At 71.2% G+C, this 23,547-nt stretch carries 26 protein-coding genes; 13 read left to right on the top strand and 13 right to left on the bottom strand.

Translation table 11 applies throughout. The features are described 5' to 3' along the window. Positions 1-147: 147 nt before the first annotated feature. Together mdh and zapE are read right to left on the bottom strand one after the other, a co-directional pair. The gene (gene mdh, locus PKE78_RS18385; protein WP_271202378.1) at positions 148-1,113 is read right to left on the bottom strand and encodes a malate dehydrogenase; all 966 of its coding nucleotides are present in this window, start codon (positions 1,111-1,113) and stop codon (positions 148-150) included. A gap of 161 nt (positions 1,114-1,274) precedes the next feature. Then, positions 1,275-2,441, bottom strand: coding sequence for a cell division protein ZapE (zapE, locus tag PKE78_RS18380; protein ID WP_271202377.1), 1,167 nt, complete (start codon positions 2,439-2,441; stop codon positions 1,275-1,277). Between the two features lie 186 nt (positions 2,442-2,627). On the opposite strand from zapE, the gene PKE78_RS18375 reads away from it, so the two are divergent. The 3 genes from PKE78_RS18375 to copM are packed head-to-tail and all read left to right on the top strand — an operon-like array spanning position 2,628 to position 3,726. Next, positions 2,628-2,909 carry a hypothetical protein gene (locus PKE78_RS18375; protein ID WP_271202376.1) on the top strand — a complete coding sequence of 94 codons (282 nt, stop codon included), beginning with the start codon at positions 2,628-2,630 and terminating at the stop codon, positions 2,907-2,909. A gap of 53 nt (positions 2,910-2,962) precedes the next feature. After that, positions 2,963-3,283 (top strand): hypothetical protein, encoded by a 321-nt coding sequence (locus PKE78_RS18370; RefSeq protein WP_271202375.1) that lies wholly within the window; start codon positions 2,963-2,965, stop codon positions 3,281-3,283. Between the two features lie 56 nt (positions 3,284-3,339). Then, positions 3,340-3,726: a CopM family metallochaperone gene (gene copM / locus PKE78_RS18365; protein WP_271202374.1), complete on the top strand. Its 387-nt coding sequence runs from the start codon at positions 3,340-3,342 to the stop codon at positions 3,724-3,726. 44 nt (positions 3,727-3,770) lie between these two features. Here copM and PKE78_RS18360 read toward each other — a convergent pair whose 3' ends face one another. After that, positions 3,771-4,175 carry a carboxymuconolactone decarboxylase family protein gene (locus PKE78_RS18360; RefSeq protein ID WP_271202373.1) on the bottom strand — a complete coding sequence of 135 codons (405 nt, stop codon included), beginning with the start codon at positions 4,173-4,175 and terminating at the stop codon, positions 3,771-3,773. 124 nt (positions 4,176-4,299) lie between these two features. Here PKE78_RS18360 and PKE78_RS18355 point away from each other — a divergent pair, with 124 nt between their 5' ends. Then, positions 4,300-4,680, top strand: a complete 381-nt coding sequence (locus PKE78_RS18355; protein ID WP_271202372.1) for an MAPEG family protein — start codon at positions 4,300-4,302, stop codon at positions 4,678-4,680. Between the two features lies 1 nt (position 4,681). On the opposite strand, the gene PKE78_RS18350 is transcribed toward PKE78_RS18355, so the two are convergent. The 6 genes from PKE78_RS18350 to sdhC form a co-directional block, all read right to left on the bottom strand. Continuing rightward, entirely contained in the window at positions 4,682-4,855 is a 174-nt protein-coding gene (locus tag PKE78_RS18350; protein ID WP_271202371.1) for a hypothetical protein, read from the bottom strand. Positions 4,856-5,099: 244 nt separating this feature from the next. Then, positions 5,100-5,885 carry a succinate dehydrogenase iron-sulfur subunit gene (locus PKE78_RS18345; RefSeq protein WP_271202370.1) on the bottom strand — a complete coding sequence of 262 codons (786 nt, stop codon included), beginning with the start codon at positions 5,883-5,885 and terminating at the stop codon, positions 5,100-5,102. A gap of 8 nt (positions 5,886-5,893) precedes the next feature. Then, on the bottom strand, positions 5,894-6,118 hold the full coding sequence (locus tag PKE78_RS18340; protein ID WP_271202369.1) for a hypothetical protein: 225 nt from the start codon (positions 6,116-6,118) through the stop codon (positions 5,894-5,896). Beyond that, positions 6,118-7,953, bottom strand: coding sequence for a succinate dehydrogenase flavoprotein subunit (sdhA, locus tag PKE78_RS18335; protein ID WP_271202368.1), 1,836 nt, complete (start codon positions 7,951-7,953; stop codon positions 6,118-6,120). Before sdhA ends, PKE78_RS18340 begins: the two co-directional genes overlap by 1 nt. 4 nt (positions 7,954-7,957) lie before the next feature. Beyond that, positions 7,958-8,332 (bottom strand): succinate dehydrogenase, hydrophobic membrane anchor protein, encoded by a 375-nt coding sequence (sdhD, locus tag PKE78_RS18330; RefSeq protein ID WP_271202367.1) that lies wholly within the window; start codon positions 8,330-8,332, stop codon positions 7,958-7,960. 14 nt (positions 8,333-8,346) lie between these two features. Beyond that, entirely contained in the window at positions 8,347-8,748 is a 402-nt protein-coding gene (sdhC, locus tag PKE78_RS18325; protein WP_271202366.1) for a succinate dehydrogenase, cytochrome b556 subunit, read from the bottom strand. Positions 8,749-9,154: 406 nt separating this feature from the next. On the opposite strand from sdhC, the gene PKE78_RS18320 reads away from it, so the two are divergent. After that, the gene (locus PKE78_RS18320; protein WP_271202365.1) at positions 9,155-9,874 is read left to right on the top strand and encodes a TetR/AcrR family transcriptional regulator; all 720 of its coding nucleotides are present in this window, start codon (positions 9,155-9,157) and stop codon (positions 9,872-9,874) included. Between the two features lie 11 nt (positions 9,875-9,885). Here the strand turns inward: PKE78_RS18320 and PKE78_RS18315 are convergent, their stop codons facing one another. Beyond that, a complete protein-coding gene (locus tag PKE78_RS18315; RefSeq protein WP_271202364.1) occupies positions 9,886-10,878 on the bottom strand; it encodes a diacylglycerol/lipid kinase family protein in 993 nt (330 codons plus the stop codon). 95 nt (positions 10,879-10,973) lie between these two features. Then, complete coding sequence (locus PKE78_RS18310) at positions 10,974-11,690, bottom strand: RluA family pseudouridine synthase (RefSeq protein ID WP_271202363.1); 717 nt, start codon at positions 11,688-11,690, stop codon at positions 10,974-10,976. Here PKE78_RS18310 and PKE78_RS18305 point away from each other — a divergent pair. The 5 genes from PKE78_RS18305 (at position 11,689) to PKE78_RS18285 (ending at position 17,456) form a co-directional block, all read left to right on the top strand. Continuing rightward, on the top strand, positions 11,689-12,018 hold the full coding sequence (locus tag PKE78_RS18305; RefSeq protein WP_271202362.1) for an antibiotic biosynthesis monooxygenase: 330 nt from the start codon (positions 11,689-11,691) through the stop codon (positions 12,016-12,018). The genes PKE78_RS18310 and PKE78_RS18305 overlap by 2 nt on opposite strands. Positions 12,019-12,044: 26 nt before the next feature. Beyond that, on the top strand, positions 12,045-13,016 hold the full coding sequence (glk, locus tag PKE78_RS18300; protein WP_271202361.1) for a glucokinase: 972 nt from the start codon (positions 12,045-12,047) through the stop codon (positions 13,014-13,016). 431 nt (positions 13,017-13,447) lie between these two features. Then, on the top strand, positions 13,448-15,001 hold the full coding sequence (locus tag PKE78_RS18295) for a GumC family protein (RefSeq protein ID WP_271202360.1): 1,554 nt from the start codon (positions 13,448-13,450) through the stop codon (positions 14,999-15,001). Beyond that, positions 14,998-16,473, top strand: a complete 1,476-nt coding sequence (locus tag PKE78_RS18290) for an oligosaccharide flippase family protein (RefSeq protein ID WP_271202359.1) — start codon at positions 14,998-15,000, stop codon at positions 16,471-16,473. Before PKE78_RS18295 ends, PKE78_RS18290 begins: the two co-directional genes overlap by 4 nt. After that, positions 16,470-17,456 carry an NAD-dependent epimerase/dehydratase family protein gene (locus tag PKE78_RS18285; RefSeq protein WP_271202358.1) on the top strand — a complete coding sequence of 329 codons (987 nt, stop codon included), beginning with the start codon at positions 16,470-16,472 and terminating at the stop codon, positions 17,454-17,456. The genes PKE78_RS18290 and PKE78_RS18285 overlap by 4 nt, the downstream gene beginning before the upstream one ends. Before the next feature lie 184 nt (positions 17,457-17,640). On the opposite strand, the gene PKE78_RS18280 is transcribed toward PKE78_RS18285, so the two are convergent. After that, a complete protein-coding gene (locus tag PKE78_RS18280; protein WP_271202357.1) occupies positions 17,641-19,176 on the bottom strand; it encodes a glycoside hydrolase family 44 protein in 1,536 nt (511 codons plus the stop codon). Between the two features lie 98 nt (positions 19,177-19,274). Beyond that, positions 19,275-20,204 (bottom strand): glycosyltransferase family 2 protein, encoded by a 930-nt coding sequence (locus PKE78_RS18275; RefSeq protein WP_271202356.1) that lies wholly within the window; start codon positions 20,202-20,204, stop codon positions 19,275-19,277. Positions 20,205-20,327: 123 nt separating this feature from the next. On the opposite strand from PKE78_RS18275, the gene PKE78_RS18270 reads away from it, so the two are divergent. The 3 genes from PKE78_RS18270 to PKE78_RS18260 all read left to right on the top strand — a co-directional run bounded on the left by PKE78_RS18270 (position 20,328) and on the right by PKE78_RS18260 (position 23,541). Further along, positions 20,328-21,659 (top strand): O-antigen ligase family protein, encoded by a 1,332-nt coding sequence (locus tag PKE78_RS18270; protein ID WP_271202355.1) that lies wholly within the window; start codon positions 20,328-20,330, stop codon positions 21,657-21,659. 81 nt (positions 21,660-21,740) lie between these two features. Next, positions 21,741-22,496 carry a WecB/TagA/CpsF family glycosyltransferase gene (locus PKE78_RS18265; RefSeq protein ID WP_271202354.1) on the top strand — a complete coding sequence of 252 codons (756 nt, stop codon included), beginning with the start codon at positions 21,741-21,743 and terminating at the stop codon, positions 22,494-22,496. 82 nt (positions 22,497-22,578) lie between these two features. Next, entirely contained in the window at positions 22,579-23,541 is a 963-nt protein-coding gene (locus tag PKE78_RS18260) for a glycosyltransferase family 2 protein (protein WP_271202353.1), read from the top strand. Positions 23,542-23,547 lie beyond the last annotated feature (6 nt).

Raw genomic sequence — 23,547 nt, 5'->3', positions numbered from 1 at the left:
GGCACAGGAGCCCCAAACCCCCGCAGCAACCCCTTGGCCTGGTATTCGTGAATGTTCATCGCAACAGGTCCTCGTCGCCGAAGCTCGCCAATCTCCGCCCGACCCCTCTCGTCCCGACCCTAGGCCGGGGCCCGGAGGGGCCAAACGTCACTTCCCCAGGTTCGGCGCGATGCCCTTGCACACGTCGATCAGGCCCTTCACGGCGCCGACCGACTTGTCGAAGCCGGCCTTTTCGTCGCCGGCGAGCTCGATCTCGATGATCCGCTCGACGCCGCCCGCGCCGATCACCACCGGCACGCCGACATAGATGCCGTCGACGCCGTACTGGCCGGTAAGGTAGGCGGCGCAGGGGAGAACCCGCTTCTTGTCCTTGAGGTAGCTCTCCGCCATCGCGATCGCGGAGGCCGCCGGCGCGTAGAAGGCCGAGCCGGTCTTGAGCAGGCCGACGATCTCGGCGCCGCCGTCGCGGGTGCGCTGCACGATCTGGTCGAGGCGCTCCTGCGTGGTCCAGCCGAGCTTGACGAGGTCCGGCAGCGGGATGCCGGCGACCGTGGAGTAGCGGGTCAGCGGCACCATGGTGTCGCCGTGGCCGCCGAGCACGAAGGCGGTGACGTCCTCGACCGAGACCTTGAACTCGTCGGCGAGGAAGTAGCGGAACCGCGACGAGTCCAGCACGCCGGCCATGCCGACGACCTTCTCCGGCTTCAGGCCCGAGGATTGCTGCAGCGCCCACACCATGGCGTCGAGCGGGTTGGTGATGCAGATCACGAAGGCGTCGGGCGCGTACTGGGCGATGCCGGCGCCGACCTGCTCCATCACCTTGAGATTGACGCCGATGAGGTCGTCGCGGCTCATGCCGGGCTTGCGCGGCACGCCGGCGGTCACGATCACCACGTCTGCGCCGGCGATGCCCTCGTAGGACGACACGCCCTTGAGCACGCTGTCGAAGCCGTCGACCGGCGAGCTTTCCGCGATGTCGAGCGCCTTGCCCTGGGGCACGCCGTCTACGATGTCGAACAGCACCACGTCGCCCAGCTCCTTGAGCCCGACGAGGTGGGCGAGCGTTCCGCCGATCTGGCCGGCCCCGACGAGTGCGATCTTGCTGCGCGCCATGGTGTTCAAGTTCCTCGTGGATCAGACGGACCGGCGGAGAGGCGAGACATATTGACGCCGGGCGGCGGGGCCTCTCGACTAGCCCGATTGAAAGGTCCGTTCAAGTGATAGACGGCGTAAATTGTTGCAATGCGGCGTCCCGTCGGGACATAGCGGACGCGTCAGGTCTCGACCAGCCCGGACGCCGAGCCGGACGCCGCGCTGTCGGGCCGGCCATGGGGGCGCGACAGCCACTCGTCCGAGCCCATTTCGGCGAGGCGTGAGGCGGTGCGGGCGAAGCCGAACGTCTCGTAGCCGTCGGTTCCGCGCCACAGCTCGTCCGGCGGGGCATCCGCCGACGCCACCAGCTTGACGTTGTGCTCGTAGAGCGCGTCGACCAGCGTCATGAGGCGGCGCGCCTCGTTGCGGCGCGTCTCGTCGAGGGTCGGGACGGCGTCGAGCACGAGAGTGTGATGGCGCCGCGCCAGCGCGATGTAGTCGGCGGCGCCGAGCGGCTTGCCGCAAAGGTCCGCGAAGCTCGCGCGAGCGACGCCGTTCGCGGCGCCTGCGAGCGCGACGGAGCGGCCCTGCACCTCGAAGCTCGCCGGCGCGCCGGGACCGCCGGCCAGCGCTTCGAAGGCGCGGTCGAGCTCGGCGCGGGCGGCCTCGTCCGCCGGCGTCAGCCACACCCCGCCATGCCCGAGCTTCTCGCGCCGGAAGTCGGTGCGGGCGGCGAGCTTCACCACCTCCATGCGACTCTTCACAAGCGCGATGAACGGCGTGAACAGCGAGCGGTTGAGGCCGTCCTTGTAGAGGTCGTCCGGCGGCACGTTCGAGGTCGCGACCACCACCACGCCGGCCTCGAACAGCCGCTCGAACAGGCGCGCCAGGATCATGGCGTCGGCGATGTCGGTGACGTGGAACTCGTCAAAGCACAGCAGCGACGCCTCGGCCGCGATCGCCTCGCCAACGACCGGGATCACGTCGCCGGACGGCCCCTTGCCGGTCTTGGCGCGCTGCCGCGCCTGATGGATGCGCGCATGCACGTCGATCATGAAGTCGTGGAAATGCGCGCGCCGCTTCCTCGCGACCGGAACGGCCTCGAAGAACATGTCCATCAGCCGCGTCTTGCCGCGGCCGACCTCGCCCCAGACATAGAGACCGCGCGGCGGTTCTGCGGCGCGTTTGGCGAACAGCCAGCCCAGCGCGCCGGACTTGCTGCGGCTGCGATCGCGCAGGTTCTGGTCGAGCGCGTTCAGCCGCGCGATCACCTGCTCCTGCGCCGGGTCGCGCTCAAGCGCGCCGGAGCGCACCGTCGCCTCGTAGCGTTGAACGGTCGTCTCGGTCATCTCGAGCGGCCCGACGCCTCCATCCGGAGGCTTTCCGCCGCCCCGACCGCGGTCGATTAGCAGACCGTTCGGCCGCCGTCATGCGTACGAACGTGGGGCAGACCTTCGTCGATCGCAGGCCTCGCCGGAACGCCCGCCCCGCCCGCGCGTTCGGTTCAGGTCGCTTTCCGCCGAAGGAGCCGCGCCATGCGCCTTTCCGTTCTGGTTCTCGCCGCGACGCTCGCCGGCGCCATGACCACCGTCGCCGACGCCCACGACCGGCGCGTGCGCGACCGGGACGGCTGGCGCGAACGCGCGGCGGCGACGGAGCGGCGGCCTCACGCCGAGCGCCGCGTCCACCGCGCCGAGCCGCGGGACGACCGTCCGTGGGGTCCGATCCATCCGAGCCAGGACGACGTCCGCCAGTCGATGTACGACTTCTCGACCGGCGGCAAAGGCAACATCAAAGAATACTGGTGGCGGTACTGACGCTCGCGTCCGCACGCTTGAGCGCCGCTCGCCTACGGCCTTAAGATTCCGGCATGCGGCTCGCCCGGATCCTGTTCATCGCCCTGTGCGCAAGCGTTCTGGGCTTGTGCCCCGCGGCGTCGCTGCGCTCCGCTCACGCGGCCGGCGGCCATGCCGCGCATGCGTCCCACGCCGCGCCTTCCGATGCCGGACATGCCGGCGCCCATCCGATCGAGCGCGCCGCCTGCGCCGCGATCTGCGCCACGCTACCGGCGGCCTTCGCCGCCACGCTGCGGCCCCTGAAGCATGGACAGGCCGCAAGCTTCCTCCCCGTCTCCGGAGCGCCGGAGAGCCACGCTCCCGAAACGTCGATCCCGCCTCCTCGAACGACCTGACGGTCCGGCGCGCCTGAAGCGCCTCCCCCTCAACCGATCGATGGAGAACCAATCCCATGAAACGTTTCAGGATCGCGCTGCCGTGCGCCTTGGCGCTCGTCGCGGCGGCGCCCGCGCTTGCGGGACAGCACGACATGTCGGGCCATCACGGCCATGGAGACGCCGGCGCCGCTAGCGGCCCGGCCTCCGACGCGCTGCGCGATGCGAACGACAGGATGCACCGGGCGATGAAGCTTCCGCTCAGCGGCGACGCCGACGTCGACTTCCTGCGCGCGATGATTCCCCACCACGAAGGCGCGCTGGAGATGGCGCGCATCGAGCTGAAGCACGGTCGGAACGCCGAGGCGCGAGACCTCGCCGAGCGCATCGTGGCCGCGCAGGAGCGCGAGATCGCGGAAATGAAAGCGCTGCTCGCGAAGATCGAGGGCGCGGCGCCGAAATGAGCGCCGGCCGGTGAACCGGGGGCGCGCGTCCGGACTCGCGCCCCTCAGCGGAACGCCTCGTCGACCGGCGGCCTCAGACCGGTGACGAGCGCGTTGGTCTTGTTCGCGAGCGCGATCACGGCGAACAATTCCGCCAGCCCGGCGTCGTCGAGACCCTTCGCGCGGGCGGCGGCCGAATGCGAGCGGATGCAGTACTCGCAGCCGTTCGTCACCGAAACGGCGATGTAGACCAGCTCCTTCACGAGCGGATCGAGCGCGCCCTCGCCCATCACCGCCTTGACCTCGGCCCAGGTGCGCTCGAGGCCGTCGGGATCGTTTGCGAGCGCCCGCCAGAAGTTGTTGACGCGGTCGGTCTTCCGCACCGCGCGGATGTCGTCGAACACCGCCTGCGCGCGCGGATCGGCCTCGGCGTCGGACACGAGCGGCAGCAGCGGACGGGATTCTGTCATGGCGGTCTTATCCTGAGCGGTGATCGGCGGAATGCTGGCCCGCGTAAGCCGGGAGCGCAACGACGGCGCATTCAACACGCCATCGTCAAACGCCCGACGCGACGCGATCCGGAGGCCGAACGCCATGTCCTTGACCCTGTGGTGCGTGCTGGTCGCCGGCCTCATGCCTGTCCTGACCGTCGGTCTCGCCAAATGGGGCGACCGGAGCTTCGACAACGCCAACCCGCGCGGCTGGGCGGACGAGGCTTCGGGATGGCGCCGGCGCGCCATCGCCGCGCAGCAGAACGGCTTCGAGGCGTTTCCGTTCTTCGCCGCCGCAGGCCTCGTCGCCACGACGCAAGGCGCGGACGCGATGACGGCGGACCTGCTGGCCGTCGCCTTCGTCGCGTCCCGGATCGCCTATGTGGCCTGCTACCTCGCGAACCAGCCGACCCTGCGGTCAGGCGTGTGGAGCGCGGGGCTGTTTACGGCGCTCGCGCTGTTCACGTCGCCGGCCTGGAGCTGAGCTATTCGGCGACGAGCGTGACGCCGATCTCCGACGCCTTGGCGTGGATGTCCGCCTGCGAGCGCCGAAGCCGCAGGGCGATCACGCTCGCCGGCACCTTCTCGCGCGCGAGCGCCTGCAGATCCTGCACGTTCTCGACCGTCCAAGCCCGGTCCTGATCGACCACATCGTTCATAGCGACCTCCCTGAAGCCTTGTTGTCGACCCGGGAGACGTGGGCCCACGCGATGGCCCCGTCGAGCGATGGGCACGCTTAAAAAAGCGGCAGCATCTAGCAAGCGAGCGTCATGCCCGGGGAAGCCGGGTATCCACGACTTGGGCGTCGAGCGTCGTGTTCAAGTCGTGGATGCCCGCGGGAAGGCACGGCACGACGGCGAGCGCGGCTGCGCAGCCGGCGCGGCTTTTTTGTCGGACCGCGCCTCAGAACTGGCGCGCGACCATCATGCCCTTGATCTCGGCGATCGCCTTGGCCGGGTTAAGGCCCTTCGGGCAGGCCTTGGCGCAGTTCATGATGGTGTGGCAGCGATAGAGCTTGAACGGGTCTTCGAGATCGTCCAGCCGCTCGCCGGTGGCCTCGTCGCGGCTGTCGATCAGCCAGCGATAGGCCTGCAACAGCGCGGCCGGGCCGAGATAACGGTCGCCGTTCCACCAGTAGCTCGGGCACGAGGTCGAGCAGCAGGCGCACAGGATGCACTCGTAGAGCCCGTCGAGCTTCTCGCGGTCCTCGCGGGACTGCTTCCACTCGGTCCCGGGCGCGCGGGTGTCGGTCTTCAGCCAGGGCTCCACCGAGGCGTGCTGGGCGTAGAACTGGGTGAGATCCGGCACGAGGTCCTTCACCACCGGCATGTGCGGCAGCGGGTAGATCTTCACCGTTCCATCGCCGGAGCACTCGTCCATGCCCTTGGTGCAGGCGAGCGTGTTGGTGCCGTCGATGTTCATGGCGCAGGAGCCGCAGATGCCTTCGCGGCAGGAGCGGCGGAAGGTCAACGTCGAGTCGATCTTCGACTTGATGTAGATCAGCCCGTCCAGGACCATCGGTCCGCAGTCGTCGCGATCGACGTAGAAGGTGTCGACCCGCGGGTTCTGCCCGTCGTCCGGGTTCCAGCGGTAGACCTTGAACTCGGTGACCGATTTCGCTCCGGCCGGCTTCGGCCAGGACTTGCCGCCGACGATGCGGGAGTTCTTGGGAAGGCTGAGCTGGACCATTGATTTTCCTACGCCTCGATCAGGTCGAGGCGCTTTTCGATGCGCTGCAGGCGGGCGTCGAACCGATCGAGGCGGTGATCGAGCCGCACGATGTCGGAGCGCAGGCCCGACATCTGCTCCTCGAGAGAAGAGACCCGGGCCGTGAGATCGTTCAGGCGTTCGTCGATCCTATCGACCTTCCCGTCGATCTGACGAAGATAGCGCAGGATCAGGCTGTCGGGTTCTTCGCCCATCAATACACCCGCGCCTTGGGCTCGATGTACTGGATGTCGTTGGTCATCGTGTAGGTGTGGACCGGGCGGTAGTCGATGGTCACGGTCCGCGCGGCGTCGTCCGCCCAGGCGAGCGTGTGCTTCATCCATTCCTTGTCGTCGCGGTCGGGGAAGTCCTCGCGGGCGTGGGCGCCGCGGCTCTCCTTGCGGTTGACCGCGCTGTCCATGGTGACCACGGCCTGGGCGATCAGGTTGTCGAACTCGAGCGTCTCGATCAGGTCAGAGTTCCAGACCAGGGAGCGGTCCGACACGCGCACGTCCTCGGAGCCCGCCCAGACCTCATGGATCAGGCCCTTGCCCTCCTCCAGCACCTCGCCAGTGCGGAACACGGCGCAGTTCGACTGCATCACCTTCTGCATGCCGAGCCGCAGCTCCGCGGTCGGGGTGCCGCCGGAGGCGTGACGCAGGCGGTCGAGCCGTGAAATCGCGAGGTCGGAGGCGCCCTTGGGCAGCTCGCGGTGCGGCGCGTTCGGCTCCATGGTCTCGGCGCAGCGCACCGCGGCCGCGCGGCCGAACACCACGAGATCGATCAGCGAGTTCGAGCCGAGCCGGTTCGCGCCATGGACCGAAACGCAGGCCGCCTCGCCAAGCGCCATCAGCCCGCGCACCACGGTGTCCGGGTCGCCGTTCTTCTTGGTCAGCACCTCGCCGTGAAAGTTCGTGGGGATGCCGCCCATATTGTAATGCACGGTCGGCAGCACCGGGATCGGCTCCTTGGTCAGGTCCACGCCCGCGAAGATCTTCGCGCTCTCGGAGATGCCGGGCAGGCGCTCGTGCAGCACCTTCGGATCGAGATGGTCGAGGTGCAGGTAGATGTGGTCCTTGTTCTTGCCGACGCCGCGGCCCTCGCGGATCTCGACCGTCATGGAGCGGGAGACCACGTCGCGGGAGGCGAGGTCCTTCGCGGAGGGCGCGTAGCGCTCCATGAAGCGCTCGCCCTCGGAATTGGTGAGGTAGCCGCCCTCGCCGCGCGCGCCCTCGGTGATCAGGCAGCCCGCGCCGTAGATGCCGGTCGGGTGGAACTGCACGAACTCCATGTCCTGCAGCGGCAGGCCGGCGCGCAGCACCATGGCGTTGCCGTCGCCGGTGCAGGTGTGGGCGGAGGTCGCGGAGAAGTAGGCCCGGCCGTAGCCGCCGGTGGCGAGGATCGTCTTGTGGCCGCGGAAGCGGTGCAGAGTGCCGTCGTCCATCTTGAGCGCGACCACGCCGATGCAGGCGCCGTCCTCGTCCATCATCAGGTCGATGGCGAAATACTCGATGAAGAACTCGGCCTTGGCCTTCAGCGCCGCGCCGTAGAGCGTGTGCAGGATGGCGTGGCCCGTGCGGTCGGCCGCGGCGCAGGTGCGCTGGGCGGTGCCCTTGCCGTAATGGGTGGTCATGCCGCCGAACGGCCGCTGGTAGATCTTGCCTTCCTCCGTGCGGGAGAACGGCACGCCCCAGTGCTCGAGCTCGTAGACCGCGGCCGGCGCGTTGCGCACGAGGTACTCGATCGCGTCCTGGTCGCCGAGCCAGTCGGAGCCCTTGACGGTGTCGTACATGTGGAAGCGCCAGTCGTCCTCGCCCATGTTGCCGAGCGAGGCGGAGATGCCGCCCTGCGCCGCGACCGTGTGGCTGCGGGTGGGGAATACCTTGGTGATGCAGGCGGTCTTGAGGCCGGCCTCCGAGCAGCCGACCACAGCGCGCAGGCCGGCGCCGCCCGCGCCCACCACGACCACGTCGAAGGTGTGGTCGACGAAGGTGTAGGCGCGGCCGTTGACGCCGGGCGCCGATCCGCTGGGCTTCGCTCCGTCGGCCATGGCCTCAGACTCCGAAACTGATCTTCAGCAGCGCGAACACGGCGGAAAGGCCCATCGCGATGGCGAAGAAGGTGTTGGCCATCAGCGCGAGCAGCTTGGGCAGCTCGGCGTGGACGTAGTCTTCGATGATGACCTGCATGCCGATACGCATGTGGACGGTCGCCGAGATCACGAACAGCAGCATCAGGATCGCGATCACCGGATTCGAAAGCGTCGCGGTGACCGCGGCGTGGCTGTCGCCGGCGAGCGAAATCAGCACGCTCACGAACACGATCGACAGCAGGAGGTTCGACACGGCGGTGAGGCGCTGCAGCCAGAAATGGCCGGTGCCGGAGCGCGCGGCGCCCAGGCCGCGCACCTGGCCGAGGGGGGTTCTCATCGGCTTCATCTCCCTCAGGCCGCTACGACGTAGCCGACGATCCAGATCAGGACGGTGAGCATGATGGAGCCGACGAGGCCCGCCTTCACCAGCAGCTCGCGCGAGGCGTGGTCGAAGCCGCGGCCGACGTCCCAGATGAAATGCCGGACGCCGCCGAGCGCGTGATGGATCAGCGCCCAAGTATAGCCGAACAGAACGAGCTGGCCGAGGAAGGAGCCGTAGATCGCTTGGACGTTGGCGAAGGCCGAGGGCCCCGACGCTGCGGCGACCAGCCAGATCACAAGCAGCACCGTGCCGAAATAGAGCGCGGCGCCGGTGATGCGATGCACGATCGACATCATCATCGACAGCATCGGCCGGTAGATCTGGATATGCGGGGAGAGCGGCCGGGCCGCATCCGCCTTCGGTGGCGCCATCGGTTTCTTTTGACCTCTTCGAATGTCGCTCGGATGGGTTATCCGATGGTGCGCTGCAGCGCAATGTCGCAACCGGGCCCCGGTCGTCTTCTTTCGTCATAGCGCGCATGCGCGCTCGGGCGACCGCCCTTGGCGCCCTTAACGCGACGCGTGGTCGCACACCGTTGTGGCTCGATCATTGCTTCCCTTCACATCTGCGCGATTTCGCCGGCGATGAGAGTTTGACCTGCGTACGGCGGCGTACCGACGACACAGAGAAAAGCGCGGTCGATGACGACAATTGCGCGACAAAACGTCTCTACGCGTTTCCCCGCCTGTCGCGGCCGCGGCCTCGGGGAGCATTGTGCCCGCGGAAAGACGCGGCGCGCGGCGACGCTTCGCGGACGCAAAATTAAAGGGGCCGGGCATGTCGGTGACGCAACTCGCTTCGTCTGGCCGGAGGCGCGCGCCGCGGCTGGCGGGCGACGCACGGCGCGCCCAGATCATCGGCGCGGCCTGCACCTTTTTCGCCGAGAACGGCTTCGGCGGTCCGACCCGCGACCTCGCGGCCTCGATCGGCGTCACTCAAGCTCTGCTCTACCGCTACTTCGACAGCAAGACCGACCTGATCGAGGCTGTGTTCACGGAGGTCTTCCGTGATCACTGGAGCGACGGGGCGACCGACATCTTCGCGGCGTCCGCCGGCCGGCCGATGGTCGACCGCCTGACGGAGCTTTACGAGGCGATGCTGGCGAAAGTCTCGGGCGTGGCGACCCGCCTGTTCTTCCGCGCGGGCCTCGACTCCTACCCCGACCCGATCACGCGCAGCGCCGAACGGAGCTGGCCGCTCTGGCTCGCGCTGCTGGAGCAGTGGCGCCGCGAGGAAGGGCTGCCGACGCTCGGCGATCTGCCCATGATGGAGGGCGAGCGCGCGATGGTGCTGTCGCTCCACAACGCCATGACCATGGTGCGGGTGCGCGAGCACGTGTTTCACGCGCAGCGCTTCATGAGCGACGCCGAGGAAGCGCGCCAGATCGCCGAGATCTACGACGTTGGGGCGCGCGCGCTGCTTCGCGCGCTGCATGGGGGATCGATCTCCGGCCCCCGCGTCGAGCCGGCGGGCACGGCCGCCGCCGCAGCGGCCTGACGTCGACGACCTCAGACGGCGCTCGGCCGCGGCTCGGCCGCAGGATGCTCCGCGCCCACCGCGCCCGATGCGAGAGTTTCCCCGATCGCGGAGGCCGGCACGTCCGGCTTCAGCATGCGCGCCGCCTTCGGCATGGTCTCGAAGATGATCGGCGTGTTCTCACGGGTGAGCTCGCCGTCGGTCGCAAGCCAGACCCGCCGGCGCAGCGACTTCTCGACCTTGACGTGCCGGGCGCGGAACGACTCTACCAGCGGGTTCGACCGCCAGCCGCCCGCCACCACGTCGACGCCCAGGCGCAGACGCTCGCGGACCGTGCCGGCGTGGGCGACGATCACCTCGAGTTCGCCGCCGTCGAGCCGCGGCCGGCGCCAGGCTCCGTCGCCGAGGGCGTTGTTGGTCACGAGCACCGCGGTCGCCTCGACTGTGATCGGCGCGCCGTCGATGACGAGCTGGTAGCGCGAGCGTCCCGAGCGGAAAAAGGCGCGCAGCGCCGCGAGCGAGAAGGCCGCGTAGCGCCCGAGCCCCTTGAAGCCCCGCGTCGCCTCGCGGGCGCGCGCCATCTGGGCGAAAAAGCCGAGCCCCGAGATCGAATGGAACGGCCGGCCATTGACCGAGGCGAGGTCGATCTCGGCCGGCTTCGCGCGCGCAAGCGCCGCGATCGCATCGTCCAGCTCCTGCGGCACGCCGAGGTCGCGCGCGAGCAGGTTCATGGTGCCGAGCGGCAGCACGCCGAAGGTCTTGCCCGACGACAACAGCCGGCCGAGCGAGCGCGACAACGAGCCGTCGCCGCCGCCGACGATGATCTCGTCATGCGAGTCGCCGCGGCCGATCTCGGCGAGCACGCCGCCAAGGTCCCGTGGCGGGACCATGCGCACGTCGACGTCCTTGCCGGCGGCGGAGAACGCCTGCCGCACGCGCTCCGCCGGCGGCAGCGACCCGGACGAGGCGGCGAGGTCCTTGAGCGTGCCCGCTCGCGGGTTCAGCAGAACGAGGCAGCGCGCCATGGGGACTCCGTCGGGTCTGGCGCGGTCCACGCCGCGGCTGTCCGGCATATAGCGTCCTTATTGGCGGACGACATGGCAAGCGACGCCGGCGCCGCTCAGGCGCTCCAGCCCATCGCGGCGAATGTGGCCGCCATGTGCGGCGGCGGCGGGGCTTCGGCGACCACGGGCGGCTGGCCCTCGCGCATCGGCACCGAAACCGAGCGCGCATGGAGGTGAAGCCGGGCCCCGGCCGGACCGCCGGCGGCGCCGTAGATCGGATCGCCCAGCAGAGGCATGCCGACATGAGCGGCGTGGGCGCGGATCTGGTGGGTGCGGCCGGTGAGCGGGGTGAACTCCACGAAGGCGAGGCCCGCCGCCCGCGCCAGCACCCGCCACTCCGTCACCGAGGGCAGGCCCGCCGGGTCGACCGCCATCCACCAGCCGCGCTCGGGGTCGCGCTTGGCGAGCGGGGCGTCGATCCGGCCGGCGTCCGCGTCCGGCGCGCCGCGCGTCACGGCCCAGTAGGTCTTGCCCACGCGCCCGTTCGAGAACAGCTTGCCGAGCCGCGCCAGCGCCTTGCGGTGGCGGCCGAGGACGAGGCAGCCGCTGGTGTCCTTGTCGAGGCGATGGGCCAGCGCCGGGTCGCGCGGCAGCCCGAAGCGCAGGGCGCCGAACATCTGTTCGAGATTGACGCCGCCCTTGGGACCGGCGTGGACGGGAAGGCCGGCGGGCTTGTCGACGATCAGCATCAGGCCGTCCCGGTGCAGCACGCGGGCGGCGAGATCGTCGGCGTCGAACGGTACGTTTTCGCGCATTTTCAGGATGAGGGGCATGGCTCGGTATGGGCGGGGCAGGCGCCCGCACTATGTCGCGTTCATGAAGCTTGTCGCCACCGTTTTCGAGGTCGAACCGGAGAACGTCGCCGCGTTCCGCGCGGCCGTCTTCACCGGCGCGCGCGAGATGGAGCGACGGGACCCGGCCTGCCGCGGCGTCGCGATCGCCGAGGATCCGGAGGCGCCCGGCTTCTTCCTGACGTCAGCGCTCTACGCCGACGCGGCGGCGGCCGAGGGCCGCGACGACAGCGCGGCCGTGCGCGCCTTCGAAGAGGCGGTCCGCCCGTATATCAAGCTCCGGCGCGTGCGCCTGTTCGATCTCGGCTGATTCCGCGCGCCAGAACCGGGGATCTCGTGACGCTACTCGTCGGTGACATCGGAGGAACGAACGGACGCTTCGGCCTCGTCTCGGGCGAAGATCTGCGGCCGGACGCCGTAGCGTCGCTCGCCAATGCCGATCACGACTCGTTCGAGGACGAGGTCGCGGCCTATCTCGACGGGCTCGACGACCGCCCCGACCACGCCGTGTTCGCGCTCGCGGGCCCCGTGGCCGGACGCTCCATGCGCCTGACGAACCTCGACTGGACCATCGACGCCGACGCGATCGCGCGCCGTTTCGGCTTAGCGCGGGTCACGCTCGTGAACGACTTCGCGGCGCAGGCCGCGGCGCTGCCGCACTACCGCGCGGATGAACTTTTCCCGATCGGCGCGGCGCAGGCCTCCGCCGAAGGCGCCAAGGTCGCGCTCGGGCCCGGCACCGGGCTCGGCGTCGCCGGGCTGTTGCGGACCGGGACCGGCTGGACGCCCGTGCCGAGCGAAGGCGGGCACATCGAGCTCGCCGCCGTCGACGAGCGGGAGGCCGCCGTCCTCGCCGTGCTGCGGCGCGACTTTGGCCGGGTGTCCGCCGAGCGGGCGCTGTCCGGGCCGGGCATCGCGCGCCTCCACGCGGCGCTCACCGAGATCGACGGCCGCGGCGACGTGCTCGACGAGGCGTCCGACGTCGCCGCCCGCGCGCAGGACGGCGACGCGCTGGCGATCGAGGCGATCGAGACCTTCCTGAGGCTGTTCGCCCGTTTCGCCGGCGACATGGCGCTCACCTTCGGCGCGCAGGGCGGCGCGTACATCTGCGGCGGCGTCGTGCCAAAGCTCCGCCATCTGATCGACGACGCCGCGTTCCGGACCGCTTTCGAGGCCAAGCGGCCGCATGAGGGATTGATGCGGCGAACCGCGACGCTGGTCGTCCTCTCCGAGATCTCGGGACTGCTCGGCTGCGCAGCCCTTGCGGCCAGCGCAGGCGCCTCGAAACGGGACGCCGTGCCAGCCTGACGCGCCGGCCGCCTCAGATCGGGGCAGCGCGAAGTAATCTTGCGAGAAAATTCTTCAATCTTTAACTAGTATACAAGCCGTTTCAGGCTGGATTATCGATTTGCGTCTTATTTGATGGAAACCGAACCAAGTCAGGCGTAAGTTGTCGTTGCTTCGATGAAGGACAACGCCCGTCAGCGGGCGGCCCGGCTTCGATCGTGTCATCGCTTCGGTCTCGCCATTCCCGGCCGAAGTGATCGAGCGAGACGGCGCCGCCACCCTGCGGCGTCGTCTCGCCACGGTCGCCCCTGTTCCGACGGCGCACGAAATATTAAGCTTGTTTGCGGAGTCTGGCGGACGCGGGACCGAAGTCCGTCCGACCGTCGGCGTCGCTCCGGCGACGCGCCTCCCGCCGGAATGAGGCATGACGCATCGAGCGAAGCGGGCGGATCATGGGTGACGAGGCGATCGACGGCAGGACGAGCGGCGCGCCGGCCGGCTCCGCGGTCTGGCCCTACGCCTTCGCCGTCCTGCTCGCCCATGTTCGGCGCGCGCTTTGGATCATCGTCGCGGTGGTCCTGCTCGGCGTCCTCATCGGCGTCGCGGTCAAGGCGACGCTGCCGAAGCGCTACGCCGCCACCGCGCAGCTTCTGATCGACCCTCGCGCCCTGCAGGTGTTCCCCAACGAGATGGTCAACAACCAGCTCGACGCGAACGCCGCGATCAATTTCGTCGAAAGCCAGATGCAGATGCTGACGTCGGAGCGCGTGCTCGCGCGCCTCGTCCGGGACGAAGGGCTCGACAAGGAGCCCGGCTTCGTGGCCGACGGCGAGCCCTCCGACGCAGGCCTGCGCGGACCGCTGGGTCCCGACGCGCCGCTGGTCGACAGCGCCACGCTGACGGCGCTGCGCAAGGCGCTGACCGTCAAGCGCGGCGAACGCAGCTATCTCGTCGACGTCACCGCCACGGCGAGCTCGCCCGACCTCGCGACCCGGATCGCGAACGGAACCGTCAAGGCCTTCATGGCCGAGGACGCCGAGAGCCGGGCCGATTCCGGACGCCGCCTCACCAAGGAGCTGACCGGCCGGCTCGAGACGCTGCGCGCGCGCCTCGGCGCCTCCGAGGCCAAGGCCGAAGCGTTCCGGCGCGACAACGGCCTGACCGCCTCCGGCGACAAGCTCGTCATCGAGCAGCGGCTCGAGGAGGCCGTGACCGAGGCCGGCGCCGCGCAGGCCCGCCTCGCCCGGGCTGAATCCCGCGCCCAGCAGCTCGACCGCGCCAACCGCGACCTCGGCTCGCTCGGGTCGCTGACCGCGACCGAGGACATGCGCACGGTCTCCTACCTGATCGAACGCTTAAGCGCCGCGCGCGAGAACATGGCCGAGCTCAATCTCAACCTCGGGCCGCGCCACCCGGCGCTCACCAGCGCCCGCAGCCGCGTCGACGAGATCGAGCGCCGCATCCGCGGCGAGCTCGATCGCATCCGGCAGGCGGCGCAAGCCGATCTCGTGCGCGCGCGGGCCGAGCAGGACGACGTGACGAAGCGCGTCGCGAGCCTGACCGCCGACCTCGGCAAGGCGCGGCAGGCGCAGATCGAGCTCGGCGCGCTCGAACAGGAGGTCAAGGCCAACCGCGACCTGCTCACCTCGTTCGAGACCCGTTCGCGCGAGGCGGACGAGTTCGGCCGCATCTCCGCCGTCAACCTGCGGGTCGCGTCCGGGGCGGTGCCCGCCCGCGCCGGCTCGCAGATCGTGGCCACGGCGGCCTGGGCCATCCTCGGCGGCGCGCTCGGACTGCTGGTCGCGCTCGGCGGCGTGGCGCTCTGGGCGATGATCTCGGTCGGACGCGTCGCGAAACGGCGGGGCGGCGCGGCAGCGACCCCGACCGCCGCGGCCTCGGGACCGGCGCAGGCGCCGGCGAACCCCGTCCGCGCCGCGGCCGCCGCCGCCAAGGCCGGAGCGAACCCGCCCGGACGCGGCGGCCGGGACCTGTTGCAGGCCGGGTGACCCGCGCGCAGTCCACCGCCGGCCCCGCGGCGCGGGTCTTCGGCTGGATCGGCTGGGCTGGCGCGGACGCGGTCGGCCGCATCCTGCTGCTCACCGTCAGCACCGCCGTGCTGTCCCGCCTCGCGAGCCCGCGCGAGTTCGGCGTCACCGCGCTCGTGCTGACGGTCGTCGCGGTGATGTCGGTGTTCGTCGGCGCCCCGTTCGAGGAGGCGCTGGCGCAGCGGCGCGGCCTGCGCCGCGGCCATCTCGAGGCGGCGCTCGCCGCCTCATGGGCCGCCGGCCTCGCCCTGCTCGCCCTGACGATCCCCGGCGGCTACGCGCTCGGCGCGTTCTATGACGCGCCCGAGATCGGACTGCTGCTGCCGATCGCCTCGCTGGCCATGTTTTTCAGCGGCCACACCGACATCGCGACCGCGCTCGCCCGACGGCGGCGGCGCTTCAACGACGTCGCCTACGCCAATCTCGTGGGCCATGCGATCGGCGTCGGCGTCGCGCTTGTGGTCGCGTTCCTGGGGCACCCGGCCTGGGCGCTGATCGGCGTGCGGCTGTTCGTGATGATCGCGCGCGCGATTCTGCTGCAGGCGCGGCTCGGCGCGCTGATCCGCCCGCGCTGGTCGGGCGCGCGGCTGCGCGAGCTCGGCCGCTTCGCGGGCTTCTCCTTCCTGGAGCGGCTCGCCGACAACCTCACCTATCTCGCCTTCAACAACGTGGTCGGCGCGGTCTACGGCGTCACCACGCTCGGCTACGTCAACATGGCGATGCGGCTGATCGAGCCGATCCGCGGCGCGGTGATCGCGACCGCCCACAACCTCGCCTTCTCGTTCTTCGCCGCCGCCAACGCCGACCGCGCCAGCCTGACCGCGAGCGCCGAGACGGTGGCGGCGCGCGCGGCCTACGTCATCACGCCGATCTTCGTCGGGCTCGCGGCGGTAGCGCCCGCGCTGCTGCCCGCCGTCGCCGGCCCCGGCTGGGATCAGGCCGCAGAGATCGCGGTGTTCCTCGCGCTCGGCGGCGCGCTCGCGGTGCCGGCGCGGCTGGTGTTCACCGCGCTGTCGGCGAGCGCGCGGCCGGAGTTCGGCCTCGCCTCCAGCGTGCTCGGCTTCGTCGCCACCGTCGTGACGCTGGTCGGCGCGATCGCGCTCGGGCCGCTCGCGGTGGGTCTCGCGCGGCTCGTCGGCGACGGCGTGCAGGCGGCGATCGCGATCGGCCTGCCGACGCGGCTGCTGGGCTGGTCGCGGACGGCGCGGCTCAAGGCGTTCCTGCCGCCCTGGGCGCTTGCCGGCCTGATGGGGCTCGCCGTCGCCGCCGCGACCGCGGCGCTGCGGCCGTTCGGCGACGTGTCGGCGCTGGCGATCGCGACGCCGGCCGGAGTCGCGACCTATATGGCGCTGCTCGCCCTGTTCGCCCGCCCGACGCTGCACGCGCTCGCGGGCGGCGTGCTGAAGCGCAAGTCGAAAAGGACGGGGACATGAGCGAACACGGCGTCGCGCTCGTCACAGGGGCGGGCGGCTTCATCGGCTCAGCCGTCGCGACGCGGCTGGCGGACGTCGGCTATCAGGTGCGCGCCGGCCTGCGCAGCTCCGCGCTGCCGGAGACGCTGCGTCGGCGGGAGGGCCTCGTCGCCACCCCGTGCGACCTCGACCAGCCTGGCGACCTGCGCGCCGCGGTCGACGGCGCCGACGTCGTGGTGCATGCGGCCTACGGCCCGGACGCCGAGATGGAGCCGCAGTGCCGGCGCCTGCTCGCCGCGATGGCCGAGGCCGGCTGCGGCGCGCTGGTCCACTTCTCCTCGATCGCCGTCTATGGCGAGCGCGAGGGCGCGATCGTGGAGAGCGACGGACCGGTCGGATCGCCGGGCGGCTACGGCGACGCCAAGATCGCCTGCGAGGCCGCGATCGCGGCCTGGGCCGGCGAACGACCGGCAGACCGGCGCGCGCTGCTGCTGCGCCCCGGCGCTGTCTACGGACGCGGCAGCCGGTTCTGGGTCGACAAGACCCGCGCGCGCCTCGAGGCCGGCGCGCTGGGCGACCTCGGTCCGGCCGGCGACGGCGTCGCGCCGCTGATCCATGTGGACGACGTCGCCGAGATGACCTTCGCCGCCGTGCGCCGGCTCACCGACGTCGCGCCGTTCGAGGGCGTCGCCGCGCTCAATCTGGTCGGCCCCGAGACCCCGAGCTGGAACCGTTACTTCGCCGACCTCGCCGCCGCCGCAGGCCTGCTCGCGCCCCGCAGCATCGGCGCCGTCGAACGGGCCTTTCGCGCCGCCCTGCTCCGCCCCGCCCAGATCGGACGGCGCCTCGGCCTGCCGGGCCTCGCCGGCCTCGCGCTCTCGCCGGCGCCGGGCGAGCGCGCGCTGTTCGCGCGCCGCGCCGCCTTCTCGACCGAGGCGGCCGAGCGGGTGCTGCTGACGTCGGCGGTGATTGGCCTCAAGGACGGCCTCGCGCGAAGCGTGTGAGACCCGGACTGTCCGCTCGTCCTGGTCAAACGCGCCGTCATGGTCCGGCTTGACCGGACCATCCATGCCCGGCGTAGAGCTCGACGTCGGCGATGGGTCCTCCGGTCAAGCCGGAGGACGACGAGCGGAAAGGGCGGCGCTCTCTCGAACACCACGCGTCCCAGTTCACTGGGGCGGCGGCGCTTTAACGGCTCTCGCCGAAGGCGAAGCGACGGGCGGAGCGGGGCGGCAGCTCGATCCGCCCGCCGCCGTCGATGCGCTCCGGCAGCCGCTCGACCGGGCCCACGGCGCGGCCGGCGTCGAAGCCCAGTCCCGCGAGCGCGGTCCGCTCAGCCCTGGCGAAGGCGATGTCGACCACGGTCGGCGTCTCGGCCTTGTTGATCAGCACGATCCGCACCGGACCGCCCTCCCCTGACCGTGCGGCGTAGGCGGCGAGCCCCGGACCGGCGCCCTCAAGCCCGAGCGCTGCGTCGCCGAAAGCGCCGCCCGCGCCGTCCGTCGCCCGGTACAGGCGGTAGGCCTCGCCGAGCGCGCCCGAGAGCGCGCCCCAGTGGCTCGCGCACCAGACCCCGCCGGCCCCGAGCCGCCCGAGCGCGTCGGCGAGCGCGAGCCCTGCGGCGGGCAGCACGCCGGCGCCGTAGTTGAACTCGGTGACGGCGACGCGCACGCCCGGAAACCAGCGCGCGACGATCCGCTCCAGGCTTGGCAGCAGCGGCAGCGTCACCGCAGCGTCGGCCGCGTCGTCGACCCCGAGGACGTCCGTGACCCAGCTCCGCTCGCGAAAGCCCGACTCCGACAGCGAACGCGGCGCGTCGAGCAGCGCGGGACCGAGCGCCGGATCCTTGGCGTGCAGCAGATCGCCTGCGCGGGAATAGGGATACCAGTGCACGTCGAGCGCATCGATCAGGCGGACGCCCGCCTCTTCCGACGCGCGGCGGAAGGCGTCGAGATAGGCCGCGAGGAAGCTGCCGTAGCGGCGGAAGGCGCTCCAGTCCGGCGCGTCCTGAAAGGTCGCGAACTCGGTCGCGCCCCAGCTCGCCGGACCGAACACCTGCGCCTTCGGATCGAGCGCCTTCACCGCGCGCGCCGCGGCGATCGAGCGCTCGATCAGCGCGGCGACGGTGGGATTGGCGCGCACCACCCGCGGATGGGTCTCGGGCCACAGGCCGGGCTCGTTGTCGAGGGAATAGCCGAAGATACCGTCGGCGGAGCCGGCGTCGCCGTAGCGCTCCAGCAGTTTCGCCAGGAGATGGGGGACGTCGCAGACGGCAGGGTCGATCGGGGCGCCGGCCGGGGTTCGGCCGTCCCAGCGCACCGGCTTGAAGCGGCGCGAGGGCGCAGCGTCGGCTGGCGCGACGTCGCCATCCGCGTCGGCCGCCACGTAGCCCGCGAGCGGCAGCGTCACGAGGCTCTTCGCGCCCATTGCGAGCGAGGCGCGGTGCATGACGTCGATGACCGAGAACGGCTCGGAGCGGCGTTCGCCCTCCATGCGCAGGGCGTCCGGCAGGAACAAGAGGTTGGCGTGCCGCCAGTCTTTGCCCGCGTTCGAGGCGTTGCTGGCCCAGTCGTAGGTCGTCATGAGGTTGCCGCCAAGGCGGCGGAAGGCGACGCCGGCCGCCCGGTCGAGATCGGCCGAGAGCGCGCCGCCCTCCATCGCGCCGATCTCGTTGGAGCCGTAGACCAGCGGACTGATCGCCCGGCCGGGAAGATCGTCGCGCACGCGCAACGTCGCCCGCGACGCAGACCGCGCGAGGGCCGGGGGACCTGCGAGCGCGGCGGCCAACCCGCCGGCGAGCGCCGCGCGGCGGGTCGGCCCGGTCACGACACGAGGCCCGGCCCGTAGAGCGAGGGCCGGAAGCGCTCGGCCCACAGCACCTTGCCGAGCCCGCCATAGGCCGCGGCGAGCGCCTTCTGTGAACGGTCGCGGTCGATCGGCGCGAAGGCGGCCGCCGCGGCGCCGGCGGCGAGGCTCTGGGCCGCGCCCGCCGCCATCCAGAACGCGATCCGCCCCCATTGCGGCGGCGAAACCATGTGGTGGGTGAAGGTGCGGACCTGACCGCTCAGGAACTTGCGCTTGCGCACATAGGCCCAGGTCAGCCGCCGTTCCGGCGTCCACTCGATCACCGTCGCGCCGGCCGCCCAGCCGAAGCGGCGACCCGCGAGCGTCAGCCGCTTCAGCAGCAGGCTGTCCTCGCCGCCGCTCTCGTTCAGGCGCGGATCGAACGGCGGCTCGTCCGACAGGCAGCGCGCGCGGTCGAACATGGAGTTGTTGGTGCCGAGATAGGCGGCGATCGCGGTCACGTCGTCGGCGTCCGGCCGCTCGATCCGGCGCGAGAAATAGGGCTCGAAAGGCCCCATCGACGCCCCGTCCTCGGCGCGGCCCTCCACGGGGCCGAAGGTGGCGTCGGCTCCGCTCGCCCGCGCGGCGGCGACATGGGCGGCGACCCACCCGACCGACGCCTCCTGGTCATCGTCGAGGAACGCGACCCAGCGCCCCGCGGCCGCGGCGACGCCGGCGTTGCGGGCGTTGGCGACGCCCGGCCGAGGGGCGGCGAGATAGCGCACCGGCCGGTCGGCCGGCCCCGTCAGGCCCGCGACCACGGCCGCCGCGTTGCCGTCGGCCGAGTTGTCGACCACGAGCACCTCGACGCCCACGTCCGCGCCCTGCTGCGCCAGCGCGCTCGCGACCGCGCGCCTCAGCGGCTCCGGCCGGTTCAGGGTCGGGATCACGATCGAGACGAGGTCCACGGGCGGCGGCTCCCAAGCGAATTCCCACAACCGGACGAGCCCGCTTAATTTGACATTAAAATCCCTGCGGCGAGTGTGCGCTCAGGCGCCGCGCGAGCCCGGCGGCAGCCACCGGAGACCGGTATGGTCGACGCCCCGATGACCGCGACGCAGGCGGATCGCGCGCACGCCCTCGCCGGCTGGCGCGACCGGCTGCACGCGGCGCTGCTCTACGCCTTCCTGTTCTATGTGCTGATCGGCGCGCAGCCCTTCGCCGATCCGAGCGCCGCTCAGCGCGTCGAGGGCAACGTGGTGGACCGCTTCGGCGTGCTCGCGCTGTTCGGCCTCGCGCTCATCGTGCTCTGGACCAACCGCCGCGCGATCCCCGGCATGATCCTGCCGGGGCTCGGGCTCGCGACGATCGTCGGGATCTGCCTCGCGAGCCTGCTCTGGTCGGATTTCCCCGCCCTGACGGCGCGCCGCTCGCTGCTGCTGTTCTTCCTCACGACGATCGCGTTCGCCTGCGCCGCGGGCCTGCCGAGCCTCAGGCGGCTGCACACCGCCATGTTCGTCGCCTGCGCCGTGGTGATCGCGCTCAACCTCGTCGGCACGGCGCTGCTGCCCGGGATCGCGATCACCGAGCTCGGCGTCCGCGGCATGTATTCGCAGAAGAACGTGGCCGGCATCGCCTCCATGGTCGCGGTGATCGTCACCGTCACCTGGATGCTCGGCGCGCGGCGGGGCCGCGACGTGGCGATCGGGCTCGCGGCGCTCATGCCCGCGCTGCTGTTCCTCATGCTGACGCGCAGCAAGACCTCGATCGCGCTCACAGCGCTCGCGCTCGCCGTCGTCGCGGCCTTCGCGTTGTCGGAGCGGCTCGGCGCGCGTTTCGTGCTGCTGCTGGTCGGCGTCGGCCTGCTCGGGCTGGTGGGGGTCCTCGTCCTGTTCGCGGCCTATGATTTCGACCTCGCGCAGTTCTCGGCGCTTTTCACCGGCGACGCCTCCTTCACCGGGCGCGACGAGCTCTGGGCCTTCGCGCTCGGCGCCGCGCAGGAGCGGCCCTGGCTCGGTCACGGCTACGGCGCGTTCTGGGACGTCGGCGCCGACAACGATCCGCTCAACCGCCTCGATCCCGGCACCTGGCTCGGCGACGTCGAAGTCGGCACGATCAACCAGGCCCACAACGGCTATCTCGAGCTCTGGCTGCACATCGGGCTGCCGGCGACGGCGCTCGCGAGCCTCGTCGTCGTCGGGCACCTGCTGCGGGGGACGCGCTGGGCGGTCTCGGCGCTGCCGCGCCCGGAGCGGGCCGCGGCCGGCGCCTTCGGGCTGATCCTGCTGATCTACCTGCTGCACAACCTCACGGAAGCGACGCTGTTCGTGCGGGGCATCCCCTTCTGCAACATCGCGATCTTGTGCATGGCGGGCCTGACGCGCGCCCGGTCTTTTGCGATTGCGAAGACGCCGGTCGGATGATGTAGCTGTGAGCGTGACCGTCCGACCTGATCACCCCACGCGGCTCACGCCGGCCGCGCCGCGCGAGCGGCGGCGCGCCGCATGACGCTGACGCCGAACGATCCGCCGCGCACCCGCTTCCTCGGCGTCGACTACGATCCGCTGGAGATGGACGCGGTCGTGAGCCGGCTGCTGGAGCGGCCCGCGGAGGCGCCCTTCGCCGCTCTGGTCACGCCCAACTCCGCTCACGTGGTGCGGCTCGCCGAGGGCGACCCCGCGATCGCGCGCGCCTATTCCCAGGCGTGGCTCTGCGTCAACGACAGCCGGGTGGTCCACTTCCTGGCGAAGTCGCGCCGCGTCGAGCTTCCGGCGACCCCCGGCGCGGATCTCGTGATCGAGCTGCTCGGCGATCCGCGGTTCGACAGAAGCTCCCCAGTGCTGCTGGTCGGCGGCGACACCGAAACGTTCGACGCGCTGGTGACGAAAGCCTGCCTGACCGCCGCGCGGCATTTCGAGGCGCCCATGCGGCTGCTCTCGGACCGCCTCGCCTTCGACCAGACCGTCGCCTTCGTCGAATCCAACCCGTCGCGCTACGTGTTCCTCGCCGTCGGCTCGCCCCAGCAGGAGCTCCTCGCCGAGGACCTGCGCCGCCGCGGCGAGGCGACGGGCGTCGGGCTCTGCATCGGCGCGGGCGTCGAGTTCCTCACCGGCCGCCGGAAGCGCGCGCCGGCCTGGCTGTCCCGCATCGGCATGGAGTGGCTGTTCCGCCTCGCCAGCGAGCCGCGCCGGCTGTGGCGCCGCTACCTGGTGGACAGTCCCCGGATTTTGAGACTCTATCTCAAGGAATTCACGCGCTGATCCGCCGGGTCTGCAGCGAACCCTGGCGCGCGAAGGGCTCGGGCGTCGGCGCCCCTCCCGATCGAGCACAGACCGCCAGAGCATGACCGCCGATCTTTCGATCATCGTCTGCACCTACAGGCGCGCCGAGCCCCTGCGCCGCGCCCTCGACAGCGTCATCGCCCAGCGCGCGCCGGACGGCGTCCGCGTCGAGCTGATCGTGGTCGACAACAGCGACGACCGCTCCGCCGAGGCGATCGTCGCGGCCGAGGCGGCGCGGAGCCCGTTCCCGATCGTCTACATCGAGGCCCATCCGCCGAACATCTCGGTGGCGCGCAACGCTGGCGTCGCGGCCGCGACGGGTCCCGTCATCGCCTTCCTCGACGACGACCAGCAGGTCGACAGCGACTGGCTGGCGCAGGCGCTGCACGGCGTCGCGACCCATGACCACGACGTGCTGTTCGGGCCCGTGACGCCGGTGTTCGAGGCGCCGGAGCGCACCACGGCCGCGATCCGCGCGCTGTTCTCGCGCGGGCTCGCCGCGCCGGCGGGCGCGGAGCTGTTCGCCATGGGGCCGCGCAAGACGCCCGGCATCACGCTCGCGACCAACAACTCGTTCTTCCGCACCGCGGCGTTCCGCGAAGCTCGCTTCGACGAGGCCTTCGGCAACGCCGGCGGCGAGGACTACGACCTGCTGTGCCAGCTTCAGGCGCAGGGGTTCCGTTTCGGATGGCTGCCGAGCGCGCGGGTGTCGGAGGAGGTGCCGGCGCGGCGCTGCGACGTCGGCTATCTCAGGCGCAGGCTCTACGCCGGCGGCCAGGCCTTCGCCGCGGCCGTCGCGCGCGCCTCGCCGTCGCCGTTCGCGACGCGCTGGGCGATCCGCGCCAAGGCCGCCGTGCAGGCGGTCCTGATGGCTCTCGCGACGCCGGTCGCGGCGCTGCGCGGTCGGGAGGCCTGGACCGACCACGGCTTCCGCTTCGCCGGCGTGCTCGGCAAGCTGTCCTTCGGACGCCTCTATCCGATCTACCGCCACGAGAACGACGGCGGGAAGCGGGCGCGAGGTTGAACGCCG

This window comes from Methylopila turkensis, assembly GCF_027922325.1.
GTDB classification, from domain to species: Bacteria; Pseudomonadota; Alphaproteobacteria; order Rhizobiales; family Methylopilaceae; genus Methylopila; species Methylopila turkensis.
This window is presented reverse-complemented; position numbering and strand designations above follow the sequence as displayed.

What these genes read in the sequence shown, in the direction of transcription:
- mdh (WP_271202378.1), bottom strand. Translation starts at nt 1,113, where the DNA reads ATGGCGCGCAGCAAGATCGCACTCGTCGGGGCCGGCCAGATCGGCGGA.
- zapE (WP_271202377.1), bottom strand. Translation starts at nt 2,441, where the DNA reads ATGACCGAGACGACCGTTCAACGCTACGAGGCGACGGTGCGCTCCGGC.
- PKE78_RS18375 (WP_271202376.1), top strand. Translation starts at nt 2,628, where the DNA reads ATGCGCCTTTCCGTTCTGGTTCTCGCCGCGACGCTCGCCGGCGCCATG.
- PKE78_RS18370 (WP_271202375.1), top strand. Translation starts at nt 2,963, where the DNA reads ATGCGGCTCGCCCGGATCCTGTTCATCGCCCTGTGCGCAAGCGTTCTG.
- copM (WP_271202374.1), top strand. Translation starts at nt 3,340, where the DNA reads ATGAAACGTTTCAGGATCGCGCTGCCGTGCGCCTTGGCGCTCGTCGCG.
- PKE78_RS18360 (WP_271202373.1), bottom strand. Translation starts at nt 4,175, where the DNA reads ATGACAGAATCCCGTCCGCTGCTGCCGCTCGTGTCCGACGCCGAGGCC.
- PKE78_RS18355 (WP_271202372.1), top strand. Translation starts at nt 4,300, where the DNA reads ATGTCCTTGACCCTGTGGTGCGTGCTGGTCGCCGGCCTCATGCCTGTC.
- PKE78_RS18350 (WP_271202371.1), bottom strand. Translation starts at nt 4,855, where the DNA reads ATGAACGATGTGGTCGATCAGGACCGGGCTTGGACGGTCGAGAACGTG.
- PKE78_RS18345 (WP_271202370.1), bottom strand. Translation starts at nt 5,885, where the DNA reads ATGGTCCAGCTCAGCCTTCCCAAGAACTCCCGCATCGTCGGCGGCAAG.
- PKE78_RS18340 (WP_271202369.1), bottom strand. Translation starts at nt 6,118, where the DNA reads ATGGGCGAAGAACCCGACAGCCTGATCCTGCGCTATCTTCGTCAGATC.
- sdhA (WP_271202368.1), bottom strand. Translation starts at nt 7,953, where the DNA reads ATGGCCGACGGAGCGAAGCCCAGCGGATCGGCGCCCGGCGTCAACGGC.
- sdhD (WP_271202367.1), bottom strand. Translation starts at nt 8,332, where the DNA reads ATGAGAACCCCCCTCGGCCAGGTGCGCGGCCTGGGCGCCGCGCGCTCC.
- sdhC (WP_271202366.1), bottom strand. Translation starts at nt 8,748, where the DNA reads ATGGCGCCACCGAAGGCGGATGCGGCCCGGCCGCTCTCCCCGCATATC.
- PKE78_RS18320 (WP_271202365.1), top strand. Translation starts at nt 9,155, where the DNA reads ATGTCGGTGACGCAACTCGCTTCGTCTGGCCGGAGGCGCGCGCCGCGG.
- PKE78_RS18315 (WP_271202364.1), bottom strand. Translation starts at nt 10,878, where the DNA reads ATGGCGCGCTGCCTCGTTCTGCTGAACCCGCGAGCGGGCACGCTCAAG.
- PKE78_RS18305 (WP_271202362.1), top strand. Translation starts at nt 11,689, where the DNA reads ATGGCTCGGTATGGGCGGGGCAGGCGCCCGCACTATGTCGCGTTCATG.
- PKE78_RS18310 (WP_271202363.1), bottom strand. Translation starts at nt 11,690, where the DNA reads ATGCCCCTCATCCTGAAAATGCGCGAAAACGTACCGTTCGACGCCGAC.
- PKE78_RS18295 (WP_271202360.1), top strand. Translation starts at nt 13,448, where the DNA reads ATGGGTGACGAGGCGATCGACGGCAGGACGAGCGGCGCGCCGGCCGGC.
- PKE78_RS18285 (WP_271202358.1), top strand. Translation starts at nt 16,470, where the DNA reads ATGAGCGAACACGGCGTCGCGCTCGTCACAGGGGCGGGCGGCTTCATC.
- PKE78_RS18270 (WP_271202355.1), top strand. Translation starts at nt 20,328, where the DNA reads ATGGTCGACGCCCCGATGACCGCGACGCAGGCGGATCGCGCGCACGCC.
- PKE78_RS18265 (WP_271202354.1), top strand. Translation starts at nt 21,741, where the DNA reads ATGACGCTGACGCCGAACGATCCGCCGCGCACCCGCTTCCTCGGCGTC.
- PKE78_RS18260 (WP_271202353.1), top strand. Translation starts at nt 22,579, where the DNA reads ATGACCGCCGATCTTTCGATCATCGTCTGCACCTACAGGCGCGCCGAG.